This window comes from Betaproteobacteria bacterium (assembly GCA_016713305.1).
In the GTDB taxonomy this organism is placed as follows: domain Bacteria; phylum Pseudomonadota; class Gammaproteobacteria; order Burkholderiales.
The window spans coordinates 409,463-426,130 of record JADJPK010000008.1; the positions used below are offsets into that span (position 1 = coordinate 409,463).

The 16,668-nt window shown below is 68.9% G+C and carries 13 protein-coding genes; 7 read left to right on the forward strand and 6 right to left on the reverse strand.

The annotated features are described in order from the left end of the window. Window positions 1-5 precede the first annotated feature (5 nt). Together IPK20_11855 and IPK20_11860 are read right to left on the reverse strand one after the other, a co-directional pair. Window positions 6-1,358, reverse strand: a complete 1,353-nt coding sequence (locus IPK20_11855) for an alpha-hydroxy-acid oxidizing protein (protein MBK8017332.1) — start codon at window positions 1,356-1,358, stop codon at window positions 6-8. Continuing rightward, window positions 1,276-2,802 carry an arylsulfatase gene (locus IPK20_11860; protein ID MBK8017333.1) on the reverse strand — a complete coding sequence of 509 codons (1,527 nt, stop codon included), beginning with the start codon at window positions 2,800-2,802 and terminating at the stop codon, window positions 1,276-1,278. Before IPK20_11860 ends, IPK20_11855 begins: the two co-directional genes overlap by 83 nt. A 1,174-nt stretch (window positions 2,803-3,976) precedes the next feature. Here IPK20_11860 and IPK20_11865 point away from each other — a divergent pair. The 6 genes from IPK20_11865 (at window position 3,977) to IPK20_11890 (ending at window position 11,859) form a co-directional block, all read left to right on the forward strand. Then, window positions 3,977-5,590, forward strand: coding sequence for a MoxR family ATPase (locus IPK20_11865; protein MBK8017334.1), 1,614 nt, complete (start codon window positions 3,977-3,979; stop codon window positions 5,588-5,590). Window positions 5,591-5,754: 164 nt separating this feature from the next. Then, a complete protein-coding gene (locus tag IPK20_11870) occupies window positions 5,755-6,648 on the forward strand; it encodes a DUF58 domain-containing protein (GenBank protein MBK8017335.1) in 894 nt (297 codons plus the stop codon). Next, window positions 6,645-8,444, forward strand: a complete 1,800-nt coding sequence (locus IPK20_11875) for a VWA domain-containing protein (protein ID MBK8017336.1) — start codon at window positions 6,645-6,647, stop codon at window positions 8,442-8,444. Before IPK20_11870 ends, IPK20_11875 begins: the two co-directional genes overlap by 4 nt. Then, window positions 8,441-9,442, forward strand: coding sequence for a hypothetical protein (locus IPK20_11880; GenBank protein MBK8017337.1), 1,002 nt, complete (start codon window positions 8,441-8,443; stop codon window positions 9,440-9,442). Before IPK20_11875 ends, IPK20_11880 begins: the two co-directional genes overlap by 4 nt. 39 nt (window positions 9,443-9,481) lie before the next feature. After that, window positions 9,482-11,020 carry a VWA domain-containing protein gene (locus IPK20_11885; GenBank protein ID MBK8017338.1) on the forward strand — a complete coding sequence of 513 codons (1,539 nt, stop codon included), beginning with the start codon at window positions 9,482-9,484 and terminating at the stop codon, window positions 11,018-11,020. Between the two features lie 239 nt (window positions 11,021-11,259). Continuing rightward, window positions 11,260-11,859, forward strand: coding sequence for a GGDEF domain-containing protein (locus tag IPK20_11890; GenBank protein MBK8017339.1), 600 nt, complete (start codon window positions 11,260-11,262; stop codon window positions 11,857-11,859). An 89-nt stretch (window positions 11,860-11,948) separates the two neighbouring features. On the opposite strand, the gene mscL is transcribed toward IPK20_11890, so the two are convergent. The 3 genes from mscL to IPK20_11905 all read right to left on the reverse strand — a co-directional run bounded on the left by mscL (window position 11,949) and on the right by IPK20_11905 (window position 14,404). Continuing rightward, window positions 11,949-12,377 carry a large conductance mechanosensitive channel protein MscL gene (gene mscL, locus IPK20_11895; protein MBK8017340.1) on the reverse strand — a complete coding sequence of 143 codons (429 nt, stop codon included), beginning with the start codon at window positions 12,375-12,377 and terminating at the stop codon, window positions 11,949-11,951. Window positions 12,378-12,500: 123 nt separating this feature from the next. Next, window positions 12,501-13,100, reverse strand: a complete 600-nt coding sequence (locus tag IPK20_11900) for a C40 family peptidase (protein MBK8017341.1) — start codon at window positions 13,098-13,100, stop codon at window positions 12,501-12,503. Then, window positions 13,097-14,404: an ArgE/DapE family deacylase gene (locus IPK20_11905; GenBank protein ID MBK8017342.1), complete on the reverse strand. Its 1,308-nt coding sequence runs from the start codon at window positions 14,402-14,404 to the stop codon at window positions 13,097-13,099. The genes IPK20_11900 and IPK20_11905 overlap by 4 nt, the downstream gene beginning before the upstream one ends. Before the next feature lie 138 nt (window positions 14,405-14,542). Here IPK20_11905 and IPK20_11910 point away from each other — a divergent pair, with 138 nt between their 5' ends. After that, complete coding sequence (locus IPK20_11910) at window positions 14,543-15,460, forward strand: SDR family oxidoreductase (protein ID MBK8017343.1); 918 nt, start codon at window positions 14,543-14,545, stop codon at window positions 15,458-15,460. Window positions 15,461-15,553: 93 nt separating this feature from the next. On the opposite strand, the gene IPK20_11915 is transcribed toward IPK20_11910, so the two are convergent. Further along, entirely contained in the window at window positions 15,554-16,549 is a 996-nt protein-coding gene (locus IPK20_11915) for a hypothetical protein (GenBank protein MBK8017344.1), read from the reverse strand. Between the last annotated feature and the right edge of the window lie 119 nt (window positions 16,550-16,668).

Here is a 16,668-nt window from a genome sequence, read left to right on the forward strand (position 1 = left end):
ACCGGCTACGTGGGGGCGAGGCAGCTCCGATCCAGCTGGTCGACCCCGGTCCGGCCGAGCAGAGCCACGGCCAGATCGAATTCATGGCGCAGGATCGCCAGTGAACGGGCCACGCCGGGTTCGCCGCCCGCCGCCAGTCCGTAGAGCCATGCACGTCCGATCATGCAGGCGCGGGCGCCGAGACACAGCGCCTTCACGATGTCCGAACCGCGCCGCACGCCGCCGTCGAGGATCACTTCGGCCCGGTCGCCCACCGCATCCGCCACCTCCGGCAGCGCGCGGATGGAGGACATCGCTCCGTCGAGCTGACGGCCGCCGTGGTTCGAAACGATGATGGCGTCGGCCCCGTGGTCGACCGCCGCGCGTGCATCCTCGCCCGTGAGAATTCCCTTTACCGCCACCGGTCCGCCCCACGCGTTCTTGAACCACTCGAGGTCCTTGTAGCTCACGGAGGGATCGAACTGCCCGCCGATGAAGCGGGTGATCGTCATGGCCTCGCCGGTCGACAGGGCGCTGCCGGCGAAGTTGCCATAGGTGACCCTCGGGCCGAGTCCCACGTCCAGCAGCCAGCGCCAATGGAGCGCGAAATCGAGCAACGTGTCGAGCGAAAAGCGTGGCGGCACGGTGAATCCGTTTCGCATGTCGCGCTCGCGCGGCCCCTGCACCTTGGTGTCCACGGTGAGGACCAGCGCCCTGCATCCGGCGGCCTTGGCGCGCTCGATGAACGTGCGGGTGAGCTCGCGATCGCGCAGGACGTAGAGCTGGAACCAGCGGGTGACGGAGGACGCCGCGGCGATGTCCTCGATGCTGCAGGTGGACATGCAGGACAGGCAGTAGGGCACGCCGGCAGCGGCTGCGGCCCGGGAGGCCGGAAGCTCGCCGCGGCGATGCGTGATGCCGGCCAGCCCGGTGGGCGCGAGCACCACGGGAAACGCGGCAGGCGCGCCGAGGATCGTCGTGGCCGTGGACCGTTCGGAGATGTCCGTCAGCATGCGGGGCCGGAACGCATATCGCGCGAAATCCGCGCTGTTCGCACGCAGCGTGATCTCGTCCTGGGCGCCGCCGTCGACGAACTCGAAGATGACCCGCGGCAGCCGCTTGCGGGCGGCCGAACGCAGATCGGCAATGTTGTACAGGCGTTGGAGATTCAAGGCGCGAGTCCCCGGGCCCGGGTCCCCAGGGGAGCGCCGCGGCGCGGGCGGCCGGTTCTCGGGCAGGCGTCGACGTGGAGAGAAGCGGGTTTTCCCCCGGGACCAGGGACCAGGGTCTCGGGTCTCATCTGGCCCCCTGCGGCCGGTCCGCGCGTTCCACGGTGAGGGACGGGTCGTTGCGCGAGTCCGTCCGGGCGGTCGCGCCATGCCGAAGGGGATTCGCGCCCCAGACCGTGGGCAGATCGCGCTTGCGGGCGCGGGCGAGGTCCTCGAGGTGCCGCGAAGGCGCCATCTCCCACGCGAAATCCGTCAGCTTGCGCAGGAGTTCCTGCACGAGCTGAGGGTTGCGCTCGGCCGCGTTGTCTTCCTCCGCCGGGTCGTGCGGAATGTCGTAGAGCTCCGTTCTGGACGGCAGCGTGGAGTACACCACGAGCTTCCAGTCGCCGGAGCGGATCGAGGCGCGCAGATCCTCGACAGTGAGCGGCACGTCCTTGCGCGTGCCGAGCTTGCCCTCCTTGATCACGGGCCACTGGTCGATGCCGTCCAGCGGCTTGCGCTGATCCAGACCGGCCCCCGCCTGAGCCAGCAGCGTCGGATAGAGGTCGGTCACGTGGATGAGCGCGTTGGTCACTCCCGCCTCCAGCCCCCGGGGCCACTTGACCAGCGCCGGAACGCGCACGCCGCCTTCGTAGACACTGCCGGCGCCGTCGCGGTAGGGGCCGTTGTCGGCGGCGGCCACGGCGAGGTCGCCGTCGCCCGTCGGAAACTTGTGCGCCACGGCGCCGCCGTTGTCGCTGTGGAAGACCAGCAGCGTGTCCTCCAGCATTCCCTTCTTCTGGAGCGCCGCGAGGATCTGCCCGACGGCATCGTCCAGCGCGCTCACCATGCCTGCGTACGTCCGCCGGATCTCGTCCCCGATGTGCGCGTTGCGGTCGAGGAATTCGCGCGGCGCCTGCAGCGGAGCGGCCGGTGCGTTGAACGACACGAACAGGAACAGCGGCTTGGACGGATCGTGGCCCGCGACGACGGACGCGGCTTCCTTGCCGATGAGAGCGGTGTCGTATCCGGTTTCCTTGACCGGCTTGTCCTGGCGGTACCAGTCCGGCCCGTTGTCGCCGCGGCGGGTGAAGTGGTCGACGCCGCCGGCGAGCGTGCCGTAGAAGTGGTCGAAGCCCCGTCGAAGCGGCCAGAACCCGGGTTGGGCATGGCCCAGCTGCCACTTGCCGACGAAGGCGGTGCGATATCCCGATTCCTTCAGGGCCTGGGCCAGCGTCCGCTCTTCCACCGGCAGGCCGTACGTGCTCTGCGGGAGGATCGACTGGGTCTGCAGTCCGTAGCGGAAGGGATAGCGGCCCGTCATCACCGCCGCCCGGGTCTGGCTCGAATGGGGCTGGACATAGAACTGATTGAGGCGCACCGCGCCGTCGGCGATCCGGTCGATGTTCGGCGTGCGGATTTCCTTGCCGAGGTACCCGAGATCCTGCCAGCCCAGATCGTCCGGCATGAGGTACACGATGTGCGGGCGCTGCGCTGCCTGTGCCGGCAGGAAGGGGCAGGCGGTGATGGCTGCAACGAGGGCGAAGACAAGTGCGTTCGCCGGCTTCCCGGCGATGCCGCCTCTGCGCCGGGCCGGGGAAGAAGCAATCGTCATGGTCGCGGATGTTACACCGCGCTCCCCCCGCGACGCATCGCGCGGGAGCGCCTGTCCTCGACAATCGGGCCTTGTCCATGCCCGGACTTCCGAGACATTCCGGAGGGCGAAGGGCGGAGTGTTTCCTGTCCCTCGTCTGCGCGGCGGAACCCCCCGAACGGGACCGCGAAGGGCGGCGGCCCTGTGCTAGCATCGAACCATGAGCGAGCGCACTGCCGGCATGGACGGAACACTCCAGCGAACACTCGAGGCCGTCGGTGCGCGGGTGCGGCTGCAGCACGCCATCGAGATCGGCCTGCTCGCTCTTTCGGCGCTCCTCGCCATCGGCACCGTCATGGTGGTACTGGGCGCCATCCTCTCCGGCACGCCGCTCGCCCGCTGGCCCCTGTACGGCGGCCTCTTCCTGATCGCGGGTGCACTCTTCCTGTTCGGACGCGCCGCCCTGCGCTCCGTCTCGCTCGAGGAAGCCGCGGGCATTGCAGACGACGCGGCGCAGTTGCGCGACGAGCTCAAGTCCACGCTGTGGTTCTCCCGGTCCGGGGAGAGCTCGCCCTGGGTCGCCGTCCTGCTGCAGCGATGCTCGGCCACCGTTCGCGGGCTGGATGCCGGCAAGCTCGTGCCGCTGCGGCTGCCGTCCACGGTCTGGGCGGTCGTCATCCTCGGCGTCGTGCTGGCCGCCGCCGTGATCCTGTCCCCGCATTTCGCATCGCATGCTTCCGATCGCCCCGAGTCCTCCTCAGCGGCGCAACCAGCGCGCCCGCCCGCGGCCCCCCCGCCTGGGCAGGCGGTCATAGAGGAGGCGCTCGCGTCGGCGGATGCCGCCGCCAGGGAGCGCCTGGAACGTACGCTGGCGGCGCTGCAGGATCCGCAGCGCAGCGCCGAGGAAAAGCGCAGGGCGGTGGAGGAGGCGCGGCAGATCGCCGGGCAGCGCGCGCTGGAAGCCGCCGCGAGCCGTGAGCAGATGCGCAGCCTGGCCGAAAGTCTGGAAGACCGGAAGGGGTTCGAGGAAGTGGCGCAGGCCCTGCGGTCGGGCGACGCGAAGGCCGCGGCCGAACTGTTGCGCCAGCGCATGCCGTCCCAGGATCCGGCGGAGGCCTCCGGCGGCGAAAAGGGCGGATCGGCCTCGGCCGCCGCGGCGCCGGATCAGGCGGCCATGGACCAGCTCAAGGAATCCATGGAATCGCTGTCGCGCAACGACGGTTCGCAGGCCGAGACGGAGGGCCGGCTGTCGAAGGCGGTGCAGAATCTGGAGGAGATCTCCCGCCGGCTCGATGCCGCGGCGGCGCTCAATCGCGCCGCGCGCAAGCTCGCCGCCGTGTCCACGGCCCTTGAAGCGCGAGACGACCCTGCGCGCGGCGCGTTTCGGACGCCAGCAGGGGCAAGGCAATCCCAGCGAGTCGGCCGAGACCGGCGATGCCGAAATGAAGGGCGGATCCATGTTCCGCCTCGGCGCCCTGGCCCAGGAGAAGCCCAAGGCGCCCGGCCAGGAGTCGAGCCGCTCGGGCGAGGCCTCGGGTCACGCGCCGGGCGATCCCGTGGTGGGCGACGAGGCCACCCGCATCCAGGCGAAATACAAGCGCGAGACGGTGAAGGGGCAGGAGGCCGACGGCAACGAAGGCACCGACTCGGCGTTCTACGCCGCGAGCCGCCAGGCGGACGCGCGCGTGGAGTACCAGGCAGTGGAGGGGCGCTACCGCCACGTGGGCGAGGAGGCGCTGAGCCCGGAGCGGATCGCGCTCCGGCATCGAAACCAGGTGAAGGGATTCTTCCCCGAGAACGCGGAGAACGCGAAGTGAGCGTGGTGAACGTGGATCAGAGGCTCGAGCAGTTTCGCAGGAATGTGCGGCTGGTGCGCGAAGAAGTCGGCCGCGTCATCGTCGGCAACGACGACGTGATCGATGGCGTGATGACCTGCCTGCTGGCGCGCGGGCACGTGCTGCTGGAGGGCATTCCCGGCGTGGGCAAGACCAAGCTGGTGCAGACGCTGGCCGATGCGCTGCATCTCAAGTTCTCGCGCATCCAGTTCACGCCCGATCTCATGCCCGGCGACATCGTGGGCACCTCGATCGTGCGCGAGGACGACGCGGGGCGGAAGTACTTCGAGTTCCAGCCCGGCCCGATCTTCGCGAACCTCGTGCTGGCCGACGAGGTGAACCGTGCCACGCCCAAGACCCAGTCGGCGCTGCTGGAGGCGATGCAGGACAACAGCGTCTCCGCGGGCAATGCGACGCGGCCGCTGGAGCAGCCGTTCTTCGTGCTCGCCACCATGAACCCGCTGGAGATGGAAGGCACCTATCCGCTGCCCGAAGCGCAACTCGACCGTTTCCTGTTCAAGCTGCGCATGGGTTTCCCCGGCGTGGAGGAACTGCACGCGGTGCTGGACCGCACGACGCACGGTCACGATCCCGCCGTGGAACGGACCCTGGCCCAGGGCGAGATCCTGGAGATGCGCGAGACGGCACGGGAAGTGCCCATCGCGCGGCCGGTGCAGGACTACGCGATCAGGATCACGCTCGCGACGCATCCGGAGTCGGATCTGGCCCACGAGATGGCGAAGAAATACGTGCGCTTCGGCGCCAGCCCGCGCGGCACCCAGGCGCTGATCCTCGGGGCGAAAGTGCATGCGCTCATCCACGATCGCGTGCACGTGGCCGGCGAGGACATCCGGGCAGTCGTGCTGCCGGCGTTGCGGCACCGGCTGCTGCTCAACTTCGAAGCCGAAGCCGACCGGGTCGACACCGACGCGATCCTGCAGCGGATCCTGGCCGACGTGCCCGGACCCCGCTGAAGAACCCGCAGCCGCGCATGCCTGGGAGAGCACACGCCCGCTGATCCGATGGGAAACCGCCGGGCGCCAGTCCGCGTCCGGCGGGGCCGCCCGGCCGTTGCGCCGTCCGGCCACCGACATTCCGCGAGCCGTTCCGATCCGCACCGAGTTCCCCTCACGTTCCGATGCCCACCCGACACACTCTGTTCACCGAAGATTTCCTGCGCCGCCTGGAACATCTGAACGTCGTGACGCGCAAGCCTGCCGCGGGACACCTGCGCGGCTCCCACCGGTCGCGCCGGACCGGCACGGGCATGGTCTTCGCCGACTACCGCCAGTATTCGAGCGGCGACGACACCCGCAATCTGGACTGGGGCATCTACATGCGGCTCGACCGGCTCATCCTCCGGCTGTTCGAGGAGGAGGCCGACCTGCCGGTGTACGTGTTCATCGACTCCAGCGCCTCCATGGCGCACGGCACTCCGCGCAAGTTCGACTTCGCGCGGCAGATCGGCGCGGCGCTCGCGTACCTGGCCCTGCTCAACTACGACCGCGTGAGCGTCGTCGCGTGGGCCGACGGCATCGCAGCGGAGCTTCCGGCCCGCCGCGGCAAGACCCAGGTATGGCCCATGTTCCGCTTCCTCGAAGGCATCGAACCTTCGTCCGGCACGGACCTCAACAGCGCGGCCCGCGCGTACTTCGGCGCACGGCGCACCCGCGGGCTCGTGATCCCGATCAGCGATTTCCTGGAAGAAAGGCGGTCCTCGTTCGCGCCTTGCGTCCAGTGGCTGCGGCAGTTCCGGCACGAAGTCGTGGCGTTCCAGGTGCTGCCGCCCGAGGAGATGAATCCGGAACTGCCGGAGAACATCGTGCTGGTGGATGATGAGACCGGCGACAGCCTGCCGCTGGAGGTCACGCCCGAACTGATGCGGGACTATCGCGCGGCCCTGCACGCGCATTGCCAATCGATCGAGACGGAGTGCCGGCGCCAGGGCTGGTCGTACCTGCTGGCGCGCACCGATGCGCCGTTCGAGGATCTGATGCTCACGGCGCTGAGAAGAGAAGGCGTGCTGCGATGAGCTTTGCCGGTCTGGCGCCCGCCGTCGCGTGGGTCCTGGCCGCGATGGCGGCCGCTGCGGTGGTCGGGCTGTACCTCTTGCGTCCCCCTCCGCAGCGCGTCGCCGTGCCGTCCCTCGTGCTGTGGCAACGCATCGCCGGCGTGCGCCGCCGCCTCGCGCAGCGCTGGCGGTGGTGGCTGTCGCTGCTGCTCGCGCTGGTCATCGCGACCCTGCTCGCACTGGCGGCGATGCGTCCCGAAGCGGCAGGCAGCAGCACGGGCGCCCGCGATCTGGTCGTCGTGGTGGACAACTCGATCACCATGAACGCCATGCGGTCCGACGGCAAGACCCGTTTCGAACATGCGGTCGCTGCGGCCCGGTCGGCCATCCGGAAGGCGCCGCCCGGCACGCGCTTTCTCGTGTCGGACACGCTGCGTCTGGCGTCCACCGGCGGCTTCGTGCAGAGCGAGGCCGCGTTGCGCCTGCTGGACTCGATGGAAGCGGGCAACGGGACGAAGGCCTGGTTTCCGGAGCTCGAACTGCTCCCCGAGGCCGCGCGGGAACGCGATGTCCTCTTCTTCACCGATGGCGTGACTGCGGTCGCCCATCCGGCCGCGGTCACCACGGTGTCCTCGTTCGAACGCGCGCCGAACCTCGGCATCACGGCATTCAATCTGCGGCCGCTGCCCACCGACGCGACGCGCTACGAAGCGTTCGTCGAGGTGGGCAATGCGGCGACGGTCGCCGTGGAGGCAACGGTCACCGTTTCCGGCCCCGGCCGCGATCCCAGATCGAAGCCCGTGCGCCTGCCGCCGCGCGGCTTCGCCACCGTATCGGTGCCCGTGGCCGACTTCGGCGGAGGCGCCCTGCAGGCCACGGTGGAAAGTGCCGACGACCGGCTCGCGCTGGACGACCGGGCCTACGCGTTCCTTCCCTTCAACCGCAGCATGCGGGTGGCGCTGGTCACCGCCGGCAATGCACCGCTGGAAGCGGCGTTGCGTCTCGATCCGCGCTTGCGGCTCACGGTGCTCTCGCCGTCGCAGTACGCGGCGAAGGGCGGATACGACGCGTACGTGTTCGACCGCTTCGCACCGGCCGCCGCTCCCCTGGCCCCCGTGCTCGCGTTCCGGCCGCCGCAGACGAAATGGCTGGCCGCGCACGGCGGCTCGCTCGCCGCGCCGGTGGCGGGTTCGTGGCTGGCCGATCATCCGGTACTGGACAACGTGTCGCTGGCCGACGTGCAGATCGACCGGGCGGTGGCGCTGCAAGGCGTCGATGCCCAGTCCGGCGTGCTGGCCCGGACCCCCTCCGGACAGGCATTGGTGATCGCGTCGGACCGCGCCCCCCGGCGGCTGGCCGTCGGCTTCTCCGGCGAGGATTCCAACTTCGCGTCGCAGGCCTCCTTTCCGGTCTTTCTCGCCAACGCGATGCAGTGGCTCACCGAGGAAATCCCGCCGCACCACGAGCGGCTCGGCACGTTGCGGGTGCCTCTGGAAAAGGCGCGTGTGAGCGCGATGAACGCAGGCGCACTGCAGACGCGTGAACTGCCGGGTGCGACGGGTTTCACCGTGAGCGAGCCCGACTTTCTCACGGTGGAGTCTTCCGCCGGGCGCATGCGGGTGCTGGTCAACGTGCTGGACCCGGCCGTCACGGACATCAATGCCAGTGGGTTGTCTCCGGCGCCTGCGTCGTCCTCCACGGCCGAACCGCACGACGGGACGGCCGATGCGCTGCCGCTCGCCTGGTGGCTGCTGCTCGCTGCTGCGGCCGCCCTGGTCGCGGAATGGCTCACCTACCATCGGCGGGTGACCGTATGAGCGCGATCACCTTCGAGTACGCGTGGCCCGCGGCCGCCTTCCTGGCCGCGCTGCCGGTGCTGGTGTGGGCAGGACTGAAGTCCTCCACGGCGCTGGGGCCGGCCCAGCGCCGCGTGCTTCTGGGCGTGCGCGTGCTGGTGCTTGCGTGCGTGACCGCCGCGCTCATGCGCCCGGTCGCCCTGTCCGAGTCCCAGGACGTCTCGGTCGTCTACGCGCTGGACGTCTCGCGCAGCGTGGATCCTGCCTTCGTGGACGCGGCCATCGGATGGATGCAGAAGGCTGACGCACTGGGCAAGCCTGCGCAGTCCCGCTTCGTGGCGTTCGCCGATCGCGTGCGGCGTGCGGAATCGCCTGAAGCCATCAGGCGCGTCCCGCTTCGCGTCGACGGCAAGGGGGCTGCCGACGGACTCGACCCCCTCGTTTCGGACATTGAAGGCGCGCTCGCGGCCGTCGGCAGCAGCTTTGCCGACGACCGGCTCAAGCGTGTGGTGCTCATGACCGACGGCCTGGAGACGCGGGGCGATGCCGCCCGAGCGCTGGATGCCTTGCGCGCGCGCCACGTGCGGGTCTTCACGGTACCCGCGACCGTGCGCGCCGCCGGTGACGCCAGGATCGAATCCATCGAGGTGCCGCGGGAATTCCGGCGCGACGAACCCACCGTCGTCCACGTGCTGGTGTTCGCCCAGGCGGCCGTGCAAGCGCAGGTCACGTTGCGCCGGGATTCGAAGGTGCTCGGCCGTCAGACGCTGAAGCTCGCCGCCGGAATCCAGCGCGTGCCCTTCACCGTGCGCATTCCCGACAGCGGCGGCGTTTCGCTCACGGCGGAAGTGGCCGCGGCGGGCGATCTGATCGCGGAGAACAACGCGTTCACCACGGCGGCCTCGGTGCTGCCGCGTCCGCGCGTGCTGTACATCGAATCGGCGGCGGATTCGGCGCGCTACGCGAAGGACGCACTGACGGCCCAGGGCTTCGATGTGCAGGTGGCGCTGCCGGAGTAGGCACCGCAGACCGCCGAGGCACTGAACGAGTACGACGCCGTGATCGTGTCCGACACGCGGGGCGACCAGCTCGGTGCGCAGCGAATGGAGGCGCTGGAACGCTATGTCCGCGATTTCGGCGGTGGCCTCGTGTACGCGGCCGGCGTCAATTCGTATGGCGAATCGGGACTGCGGGATTCGGCATTGGAGCGTGTTCTGCCTGCCACCTTCGAGGCGCAGGAGAAGCGCCGGGATCTCGCCCTGGTGATCGCGCTGGACCGTTCCTACAGCATGAAGGGTCGCAAGCTGGACCTGGCGAAGGCCGCCACGCTGGGCGCGCTCCAGCTGCTGGAGGAGGAGCACAGGTTCGCCGTGATCACCTTCGACTCGCAGCCCGAGATCACCGTGCCGCTGGCGCCCGTGCGCTCCAAGCGCAAGGCGGAGGATCTCATCTCGCGGTTCACCGCCAGCGGGCAGACCAACATCTATCCGGCGCTGCAGATGGCCTACCGCATGCTGGTCGACGTGCCGCTCAAGGCCAAGCACGTGATCCTGCTCTCGGACGGCGACACGCAGCCCGCGGACTTCCAGCGGCTCGCCCGGCGGATGGGCGATGCGAACATCACGGTGACCACGGTGGCGATCGGTGCGGAGGCCGACAAGACCCTGCTGGAGAACATCTCGACCTGGGGCAAGGGGAGGTTCTATTACGCCGAGAGTGCGGAAGCGGTGCCGCAGATCTTCCTGCAGGAGACCAAGCGGCTCGTGAACGAGGGGCTGCGCGAGGAGCCGGTCGGTGCCGTCGTCAAGCGCAAGGCCGAAGCCCTGCGGGGCATCGACTTCGCCCAGGCGCCCAAGCTCAAGGGATTCGTCAGCACCAAGCCGCGCACGCGTGCCGAGGTGTATCTCGTCACGGGCACCGACGCCGCACTGCTCACGCGCTGGCAGGTGGGCCTGGGCAAGGCCGCCGTGTTCGGATCGGATCTCAAGAACCGCTGGGCCGCCGACTGGCTCGCGTGGCCGGGGTACCAGAAGTTCTGGAGCCAGCTCGTGCGGGAGGTGATGCGCCGCACCACCCGCGAGGAAGGTCAGTTCACCGTCGCGGTGGAGAACGGCGAAGTCGTGGCGAGACTCGTGGCCCTCACACCCGAGGGCGGCTTCCGCAACGGGCTGGCGCCGCAACTGCGGATGAGCGGCATGGGGGATCTGCCGGGAGCGGCGCCCATGCGCCAGACGGCGCCGGGCACCTACGAACTGCGCGTTGCGGTTCCCGAGGGCATGCAGCCGCGCGCCCGGTTCGAACTGGCCGGGGATGTCCCGGCAGCCATCAAGGCCTTGACCGGTCCGCGCGAACTGGTGCGTCCGATGCCCGAGGAGTTTCGTCTGCGCTCACCGGACACCGCGATGCTGAAGACGCTCGCCAGCCAGACGGGTGGCGTCTATGCGCCTCGCCCCGAGGAAGTCTTCGCGTCCTACGGGGAGACCTCCGCGATCAGGGCCGCCCTGTGGCCCTGCTTCGTCCTCGCGGGTCTGGCGCTCTATCTGCTGGACCTCGCCATCCGCCGTGCCCCCTGGATCCGGCGTCTGTTCGAAGGCTGAACGGGTACCGGACAGGCGCCGAAAGACCCTGCGTCCGAAGCGCTGCGAGCGACGGCTCAAGTGTCGCCGGTTGGCGCCGTAATGCAACAGGTCAGCCTCGCCTCGCCCAACCTGTGATCCCCGATCCGACCTACCTCCTTCTCGAAGCATGTCGAGTCGTCGAAGCCTGGCTCGCCCAGGCCGCGCGGCTGCTCGGACTGGGAAGGGGCGGGCCCGGTCAGCCGTATTGAGGAACCGCCATGTACCTGCAGAACACCGCCCGAGACAAGGGCCTTGCGGACGCGAACCGTGCCATCGGAACCCGGCTGGATCAGCCGGTCTCGATCGACCTCCTGACCGGCGTCTTCAGCCGGCATTTCCTGTGCGAACTGGCGACCGCCCGCTTCAGCGAAGCACGCCGCCATGGCTACTACGCGAGCGTGGTCGTACTGGAAGTGGACCGCTTTGCCGAACTGCTCGGCAACGAAGGACAGCGCGCCGCGGACGAAGTGCTGGTGAACGTGGCGGAGTTGCTGAGAGCCTGCATCCGGCGCGAGGACATGGTCGCGCGCTTCGACGATGCGCGCTTCGTCGTGTTGATGATGCACTGCGACAGCGAGAACGCCATGGCCAAGGCCGAGGCGCTTCGCTGCGCGATTTCCGATCTTGAACCCGCGGGGATTCCCGTCACGGCGAGCGCAGGGGTGGCCTCGGCCTCCGTTCGCGGCACCGTGGACCTCGATGCGCTGCTCGAGCCCGCCACCCGCGCGTTGGCGGAAGCCCAGACCCACACGGGCAACGCGGTCGTGCTGGGCCGGATCGCACCCCCTTCGCAAACGGCAGTGCCCGCCGTGTCCTGACCGGCGCTGTCCGGTTTCGGGCTGCCGCGCGAAGACGCCGCCGCGGCCCGGCCCTTTCTGCGGGGCGAGGCCGAGGCCTCGCCCGGATTTCATCCCCTGGCCTTGAGACTGTCGCGGATCTCCCGCAGCAGCACGATGTCTTCCGGAGTGGCCGCGGGCGGAGCGGGCGGCGCCTCGCGCTTCATCCTGTTCATCTGTTTCACCATCAGGAAGATGATGAAGGCGAGAATGAAGAAGTTGATGGCGACGGTGATGAAGTTGCCGTAGGCGAACACGGGCACGCCCGCCTTCTTCACGGCGTCCAGCGTCATCGCGGTCCCCGGGGGAATCTCCTTCAGCGGAAAGAAGTAGTTCGAGAAATCCAGGCCGCCGAAGATCCGGCCGACCACGGGCATGATGAGATCGGCAACGACCGAATCCACGATCTTGCCGAACGCCCCGCCGATGATCACGCCCACCGCGAGATCCATCACGTTGCCCTTTACCGCGAACTCCCTGAACTCCGATGCGAAACTCATTGCTGGTTCTCCTTCGTCGACGTTGTTCGAATGGGTGGGGGAAACGGGCATCGTCCGTTCGGCTGCGACGCGCCTTGCTCCTGCCGCGATGTGACTGTCCCCGGAATCACCTGCGTTGCACGCTCATGCCGAGCCTATCCGCCGCGCTTCGATGAACCGGGCTTTCCAGTGAGGCGCATCGAACGGGTCGACACGCACGGCGCCCCCACGGGAGGGCGCGTGGACGAAGCGTCCGTCACCGATGTACAGCGCAACGTGCATCGCCCGTTTGCCCCGGCGGAAGAACAGCAGGTCTCCCGGCAGCAGGGCATCCGCACGATCCAGCCTCGCGCCGTAGGTCTTCTGGCTCAGGGAATCTCTGGGGACGATCCGGCCAGCCTTGGCGAACGCGTAGTGGATGAGGCCGCTGCAGTCGAAACCCTCGGGCGTCGCGCCGCCGTAGCGGTAAGGGACGCCGATGAGCGCAGTCGCATGCCTGGCGGCTCTTTCCCGGAGTGGCGCGGTGGTTTCCCCGACCGTCGATTCCACCGAGGGCACCGGCTCCGGGACCGCGACTGCGGCCGGGAACACGGGCGGCGGTTCCTGGGTCTGCGGAGGGAGCACGGAAGCCGCCGGGTCCCCCGGGAGCGGCAAGGCCGGCTGCGAGGTGGGGCGTGTCGGCGCGCAGGCACACAGCGCCAGCGATGCCACGACCCAAGCGATCGCCCGCAAGCGCGATCTCATGCGCCGGCCTTCTGCACGCCGCACCAGCGTGCGATGAACAGCGCCAGCACCTGCGTCACCTTCCGCGTGCTTTCGAGCGATACCGATTCGTCGATGCCGTGGATGTGCGACGACTCCGGGCCGTAACAGGTGGCCGGCGTGTCGCCGTAGAGATTGAAGACCCGCACGTCGGTCGTCGCGGTGGATGCGAAGTACCGGGTCGGCGTTCCCGTTACCTGCTCGTGCGCGGCCACGAGCGTCTCGACCAGCGGCTGGGCGCGGTCGATCACCACGCCTTCGGATTGCAGGCCCGCATAGCGAATGCGGTACTGGACACCCTGTAGCGACGGATCGCTTCGTGCCGTCCGCGCAAGGCGCTCCTCGATGGCGGCGCGAGCCTCGCCCACGCTCACGCCCGGATAGAAGCCGCAGCGGATGTCGGCGACGCAGCGGGTGGGGACGGACGAAGTCCACTCGCCACCCTGGATGCGTCCGAGATTGAAGTTGATGGGCCGTTCCACGCCCGCGAACGCCGGGTGCCGCGCTTGCGGGGCGTTCCAGTCGTCGCGCAGCGTCTGCAGACCGCGATACAGCGCGTACGTCGCCTCGATTGCATTGATGCCGCGGCTCACGTCGAGCACGTGGGCGGGCCGACCCAGGACCTCGAGCGAAAGCCAGATGACGCCGACCTGCGCGGTCAGCACGGAATGATCGAACGGCTCCGGAATGATCGCCGCGTCGGCCCGGTAGCCGTGCTTGAGACAGGCGAGCGCGCCGTTGCCCGTGCATTCCTCTTCCACCACCGATTGCAGCCATACCGGTGCGGCCGGCTGCAATCCCAATGTGCGCAGAGCTTCGAAGGCGATGACGTATGCCGCGATGCCGGCCTTCATGTCACCCGACCCGCGGCCGTAGAGCCGGCCATCCCGGATGACCGGTTCGAAGGGCGGCGCGCTCCACAGGTCTTCGGATCCGACCGGAACGACGTCGATGTGGCCGTTGAGGATGAGCGACCGGCCTGCGGCATTGCGAGGGCGGAACGCGCCCACGACATTGTCGTGACGCTGCCAGTGGCCGACGGGCGGTGCATAACCCGGCATGTCCGCCAGTTCGTCGTCGCGCACCTCGAAGCGGTCGACGGCCAGGCCCATGCCCTGGAACAGGCCTTCCATGTAATCCTGCGCGGACGCTTCTTCCCCCAGCACGCTGGGGAAGCGCACGAGCGCTTCGAGCAGCGCATGCAGGCGGGGCTGAAGATCGTCGCAGGCCGCGAGCAACTCATGTTCGAGGCCGGAATCGATGGGAGTGCCGGACGATGTTGTCATTGAAGGACCGGAGCAAGTTTCCGGCGGAATATACCCCAGCTTGGGTCCCGGTCGAGCGGACGCCGGCCGAGCGATGCAGGAAGTGTCATGAAAGGCGCATGCTCTGCGCCCTCTCGATCGGACCTGCGCTTCCCGCCGATGAACCCCACGGACGCCGATGTCGCCGTCGTCACCGGAACCACGCACGGCATCGGTATGGTCACGGCGCGGGAACTCGCAAGAGCGGGTAGACATGTGGTCATGCTGGTCCGGGACGCGAGCGCGGGAGAACGGGTGGCCGGGGACATTTCCCGGTCCGTGCCAGATCGCAGGCCGGACGTGATTCATTGCGATCTCGCCAGTCTCGACTCCGTCCGTGCCGCCGCAGCACAGGTCTGCCAGCGGTACCCGCGCCTTCATCTTCTTGTGAACAATGCCGGCGCCGTGAGCATGAGCCACCGTCTGTCGGCGGACGGCTTCGAGTTGACGTTCGCGACGAACCACCTGGGTCCCTTCCTGCTCACGGCACTGCTCGGCAAGTGCCTGGTTCCGGGGGCACGCATCGTCAACGTTGCCTCGCGCATCCATCTTCGCGGACGCATGGATCTGGACTCCGTGCCGGACCCCCGGGCGACCTATCGCAGCCGGGACGCGTATGCCCGGTCCAAGCTTGCCAACGTGATGCACACCTTCGCGCTCGCCCGCCGTCTGGAGGGAGGCAGCGTCACGGCGAACTGTCTCCATCCGGGTGTGATCTCGTCCCACCTGCTGCCCCGCTGGTTGCGGCTCGTGAAGCCGCTGATCAGCCCGGGAATGATCGATTGCGAGCAAGGTGCCAGGACATCCCTGTATCTCGCGCTCTCTCCGGACGTGGCAGGCACGAACGGGCGGTACTTCGACGAACATCAGGTCGAACAGGCGGCGTCCGCCGCGGCGAACGATGTGGAGATGCAGGAACTGCTCTGGCGACGAAGCGAGGAGTGGGTCGAGCATCCCGGCTGGCACGTGTCGGAGTGCTCCGACACGCCTGGCTCACCGCCGGTGCCGTCCCTGGGAAGGTCCGACGAACGTACGTGACCGGATCCCGGGCTGCCTGTGGCCGGGGCCGTCCGGCTTGCCCACTTCCGTTCCAGATTGCAGCGCGATCCACATCCACCGATCGGACCCGGTCTAGCGCAGGAATTCCTGACCGAAGAACGCCTCCACCTGCACCGTGAGCGAGGGCAGGGGGCGGAAACCGCGGTCCCTGGCGTAGACGAGCTGGGGACGCGCTTCCAGGATGAGCCACTGCCGGTACAGCTGCCGGCGCCACCGCGCGGAGAACGAATGGGCGGTGATCTCGGTCCGCGGCTCGGTCGTGCCGAGCAGGCCCGCCTCGAATCCCACGAGGGTCCGTTCGTTCTGCTGCCACAGAAGGGTTGCCGTCTGGCTGAGTTGAAACGCGTGTTCCGGGCTGCGCCAGGTGGCATCGCTCACGAGCGCGAAGGAAACGCTGCTTGTCAGCGGGCGCTGAAACGCCATCTGCGTGTTCGACTGGAAGTCGTTCTGTCTGGAATAGAGGAAAGTCTGCGAGAACAACGCGGTCCATGGGCCCATCGGCATCGAGCGATCCGCGCGCAGGCGGGCGAAGGGGTCGAACGGCACGCGGATCTTCGCGCCCACGTCGGTCGTCACCCGCAGCCGGAGAACGTCCACCACCAGCAACCGGAGGGCGGCGAACGGTGAATTGTCCGAGGCGGTCTGTCCCGCCGCCACTTCGGCATCCCGCTGGGCATCGGACCGGGTGAGCGTGGCAAGGCCCCGGTCGATGAGCACCTGCAGTCGGTCTTCCGTTCGCGGCAGGTTGAGCTTGAGACGCGTGATGGCCCGGTGCGAGTCCGCCGCATCGTCTCCACGGTACGCGGTGAGCGCTTCCCCCAGTACCGCGTAACTGCCGGTGGGTGCGTCGTAGTCCCGGTTTCCCGACAGCAGGCTGTCCGCACCCTGCGCGACGCGCTCCACCAAGTGGGAAAGCCGGTCATGGGGCCAGTCGAGGAACCGTTCGCGGACCGGAGCGGGACGTTGCGGCGCGGAATCCTCTGCGTGGGCGCCGGAAACGGCGGCGGCCAGGGCGATGATTCCGCACCATCGAACCCACGGCACCTGCCTCGCAGACGCGGCGTCCATCGTGTTCACGGCAATGCGGTTCGGAGGGCGCAGCGGGGCTCGCCCGGTCCGCCGGCGCGGCGTTCGCCCCGCGCGCCGTCCCCGCGACAGGGGCAGACCGGCGCGGCTACCCCAAAAAA

What these genes read in the sequence shown, in the direction of transcription:
- IPK20_11855 (MBK8017332.1), bottom strand. Translation starts at nt 1,358, where the DNA reads ATGGCGCGACCGCCCGGACGGACTCGCGCAACGACCCGTCCCTCACCG.
- IPK20_11860 (MBK8017333.1), bottom strand. Translation starts at nt 2,802, where the DNA reads ATGACGATTGCTTCTTCCCCGGCCCGGCGCAGAGGCGGCATCGCCGGG.
- IPK20_11865 (MBK8017334.1), top strand. Translation starts at nt 3,977, where the DNA reads ATGGAATCGCTGTCGCGCAACGACGGTTCGCAGGCCGAGACGGAGGGC.
- IPK20_11870 (MBK8017335.1), top strand. Translation starts at nt 5,755, where the DNA reads ATGCCCACCCGACACACTCTGTTCACCGAAGATTTCCTGCGCCGCCTG.
- IPK20_11875 (MBK8017336.1), top strand. Translation starts at nt 6,645, where the DNA reads ATGAGCTTTGCCGGTCTGGCGCCCGCCGTCGCGTGGGTCCTGGCCGCG.
- IPK20_11880 (MBK8017337.1), top strand. Translation starts at nt 8,441, where the DNA reads ATGAGCGCGATCACCTTCGAGTACGCGTGGCCCGCGGCCGCCTTCCTG.
- IPK20_11890 (MBK8017339.1), top strand. Translation starts at nt 11,260, where the DNA reads ATGTACCTGCAGAACACCGCCCGAGACAAGGGCCTTGCGGACGCGAAC.
- mscL (MBK8017340.1), bottom strand. Translation starts at nt 12,377, where the DNA reads ATGAGTTTCGCATCGGAGTTCAGGGAGTTCGCGGTAAAGGGCAACGTG.
- IPK20_11900 (MBK8017341.1), bottom strand. Translation starts at nt 13,100, where the DNA reads ATGAGATCGCGCTTGCGGGCGATCGCTTGGGTCGTGGCATCGCTGGCG.
- IPK20_11905 (MBK8017342.1), bottom strand. Translation starts at nt 14,404, where the DNA reads ATGACAACATCGTCCGGCACTCCCATCGATTCCGGCCTCGAACATGAG.
- IPK20_11910 (MBK8017343.1), top strand. Translation starts at nt 14,543, where the DNA reads ATGAACCCCACGGACGCCGATGTCGCCGTCGTCACCGGAACCACGCAC.
- IPK20_11915 (MBK8017344.1), bottom strand. Translation starts at nt 16,549, where the DNA reads ATGGACGCCGCGTCTGCGAGGCAGGTGCCGTGGGTTCGATGGTGCGGA.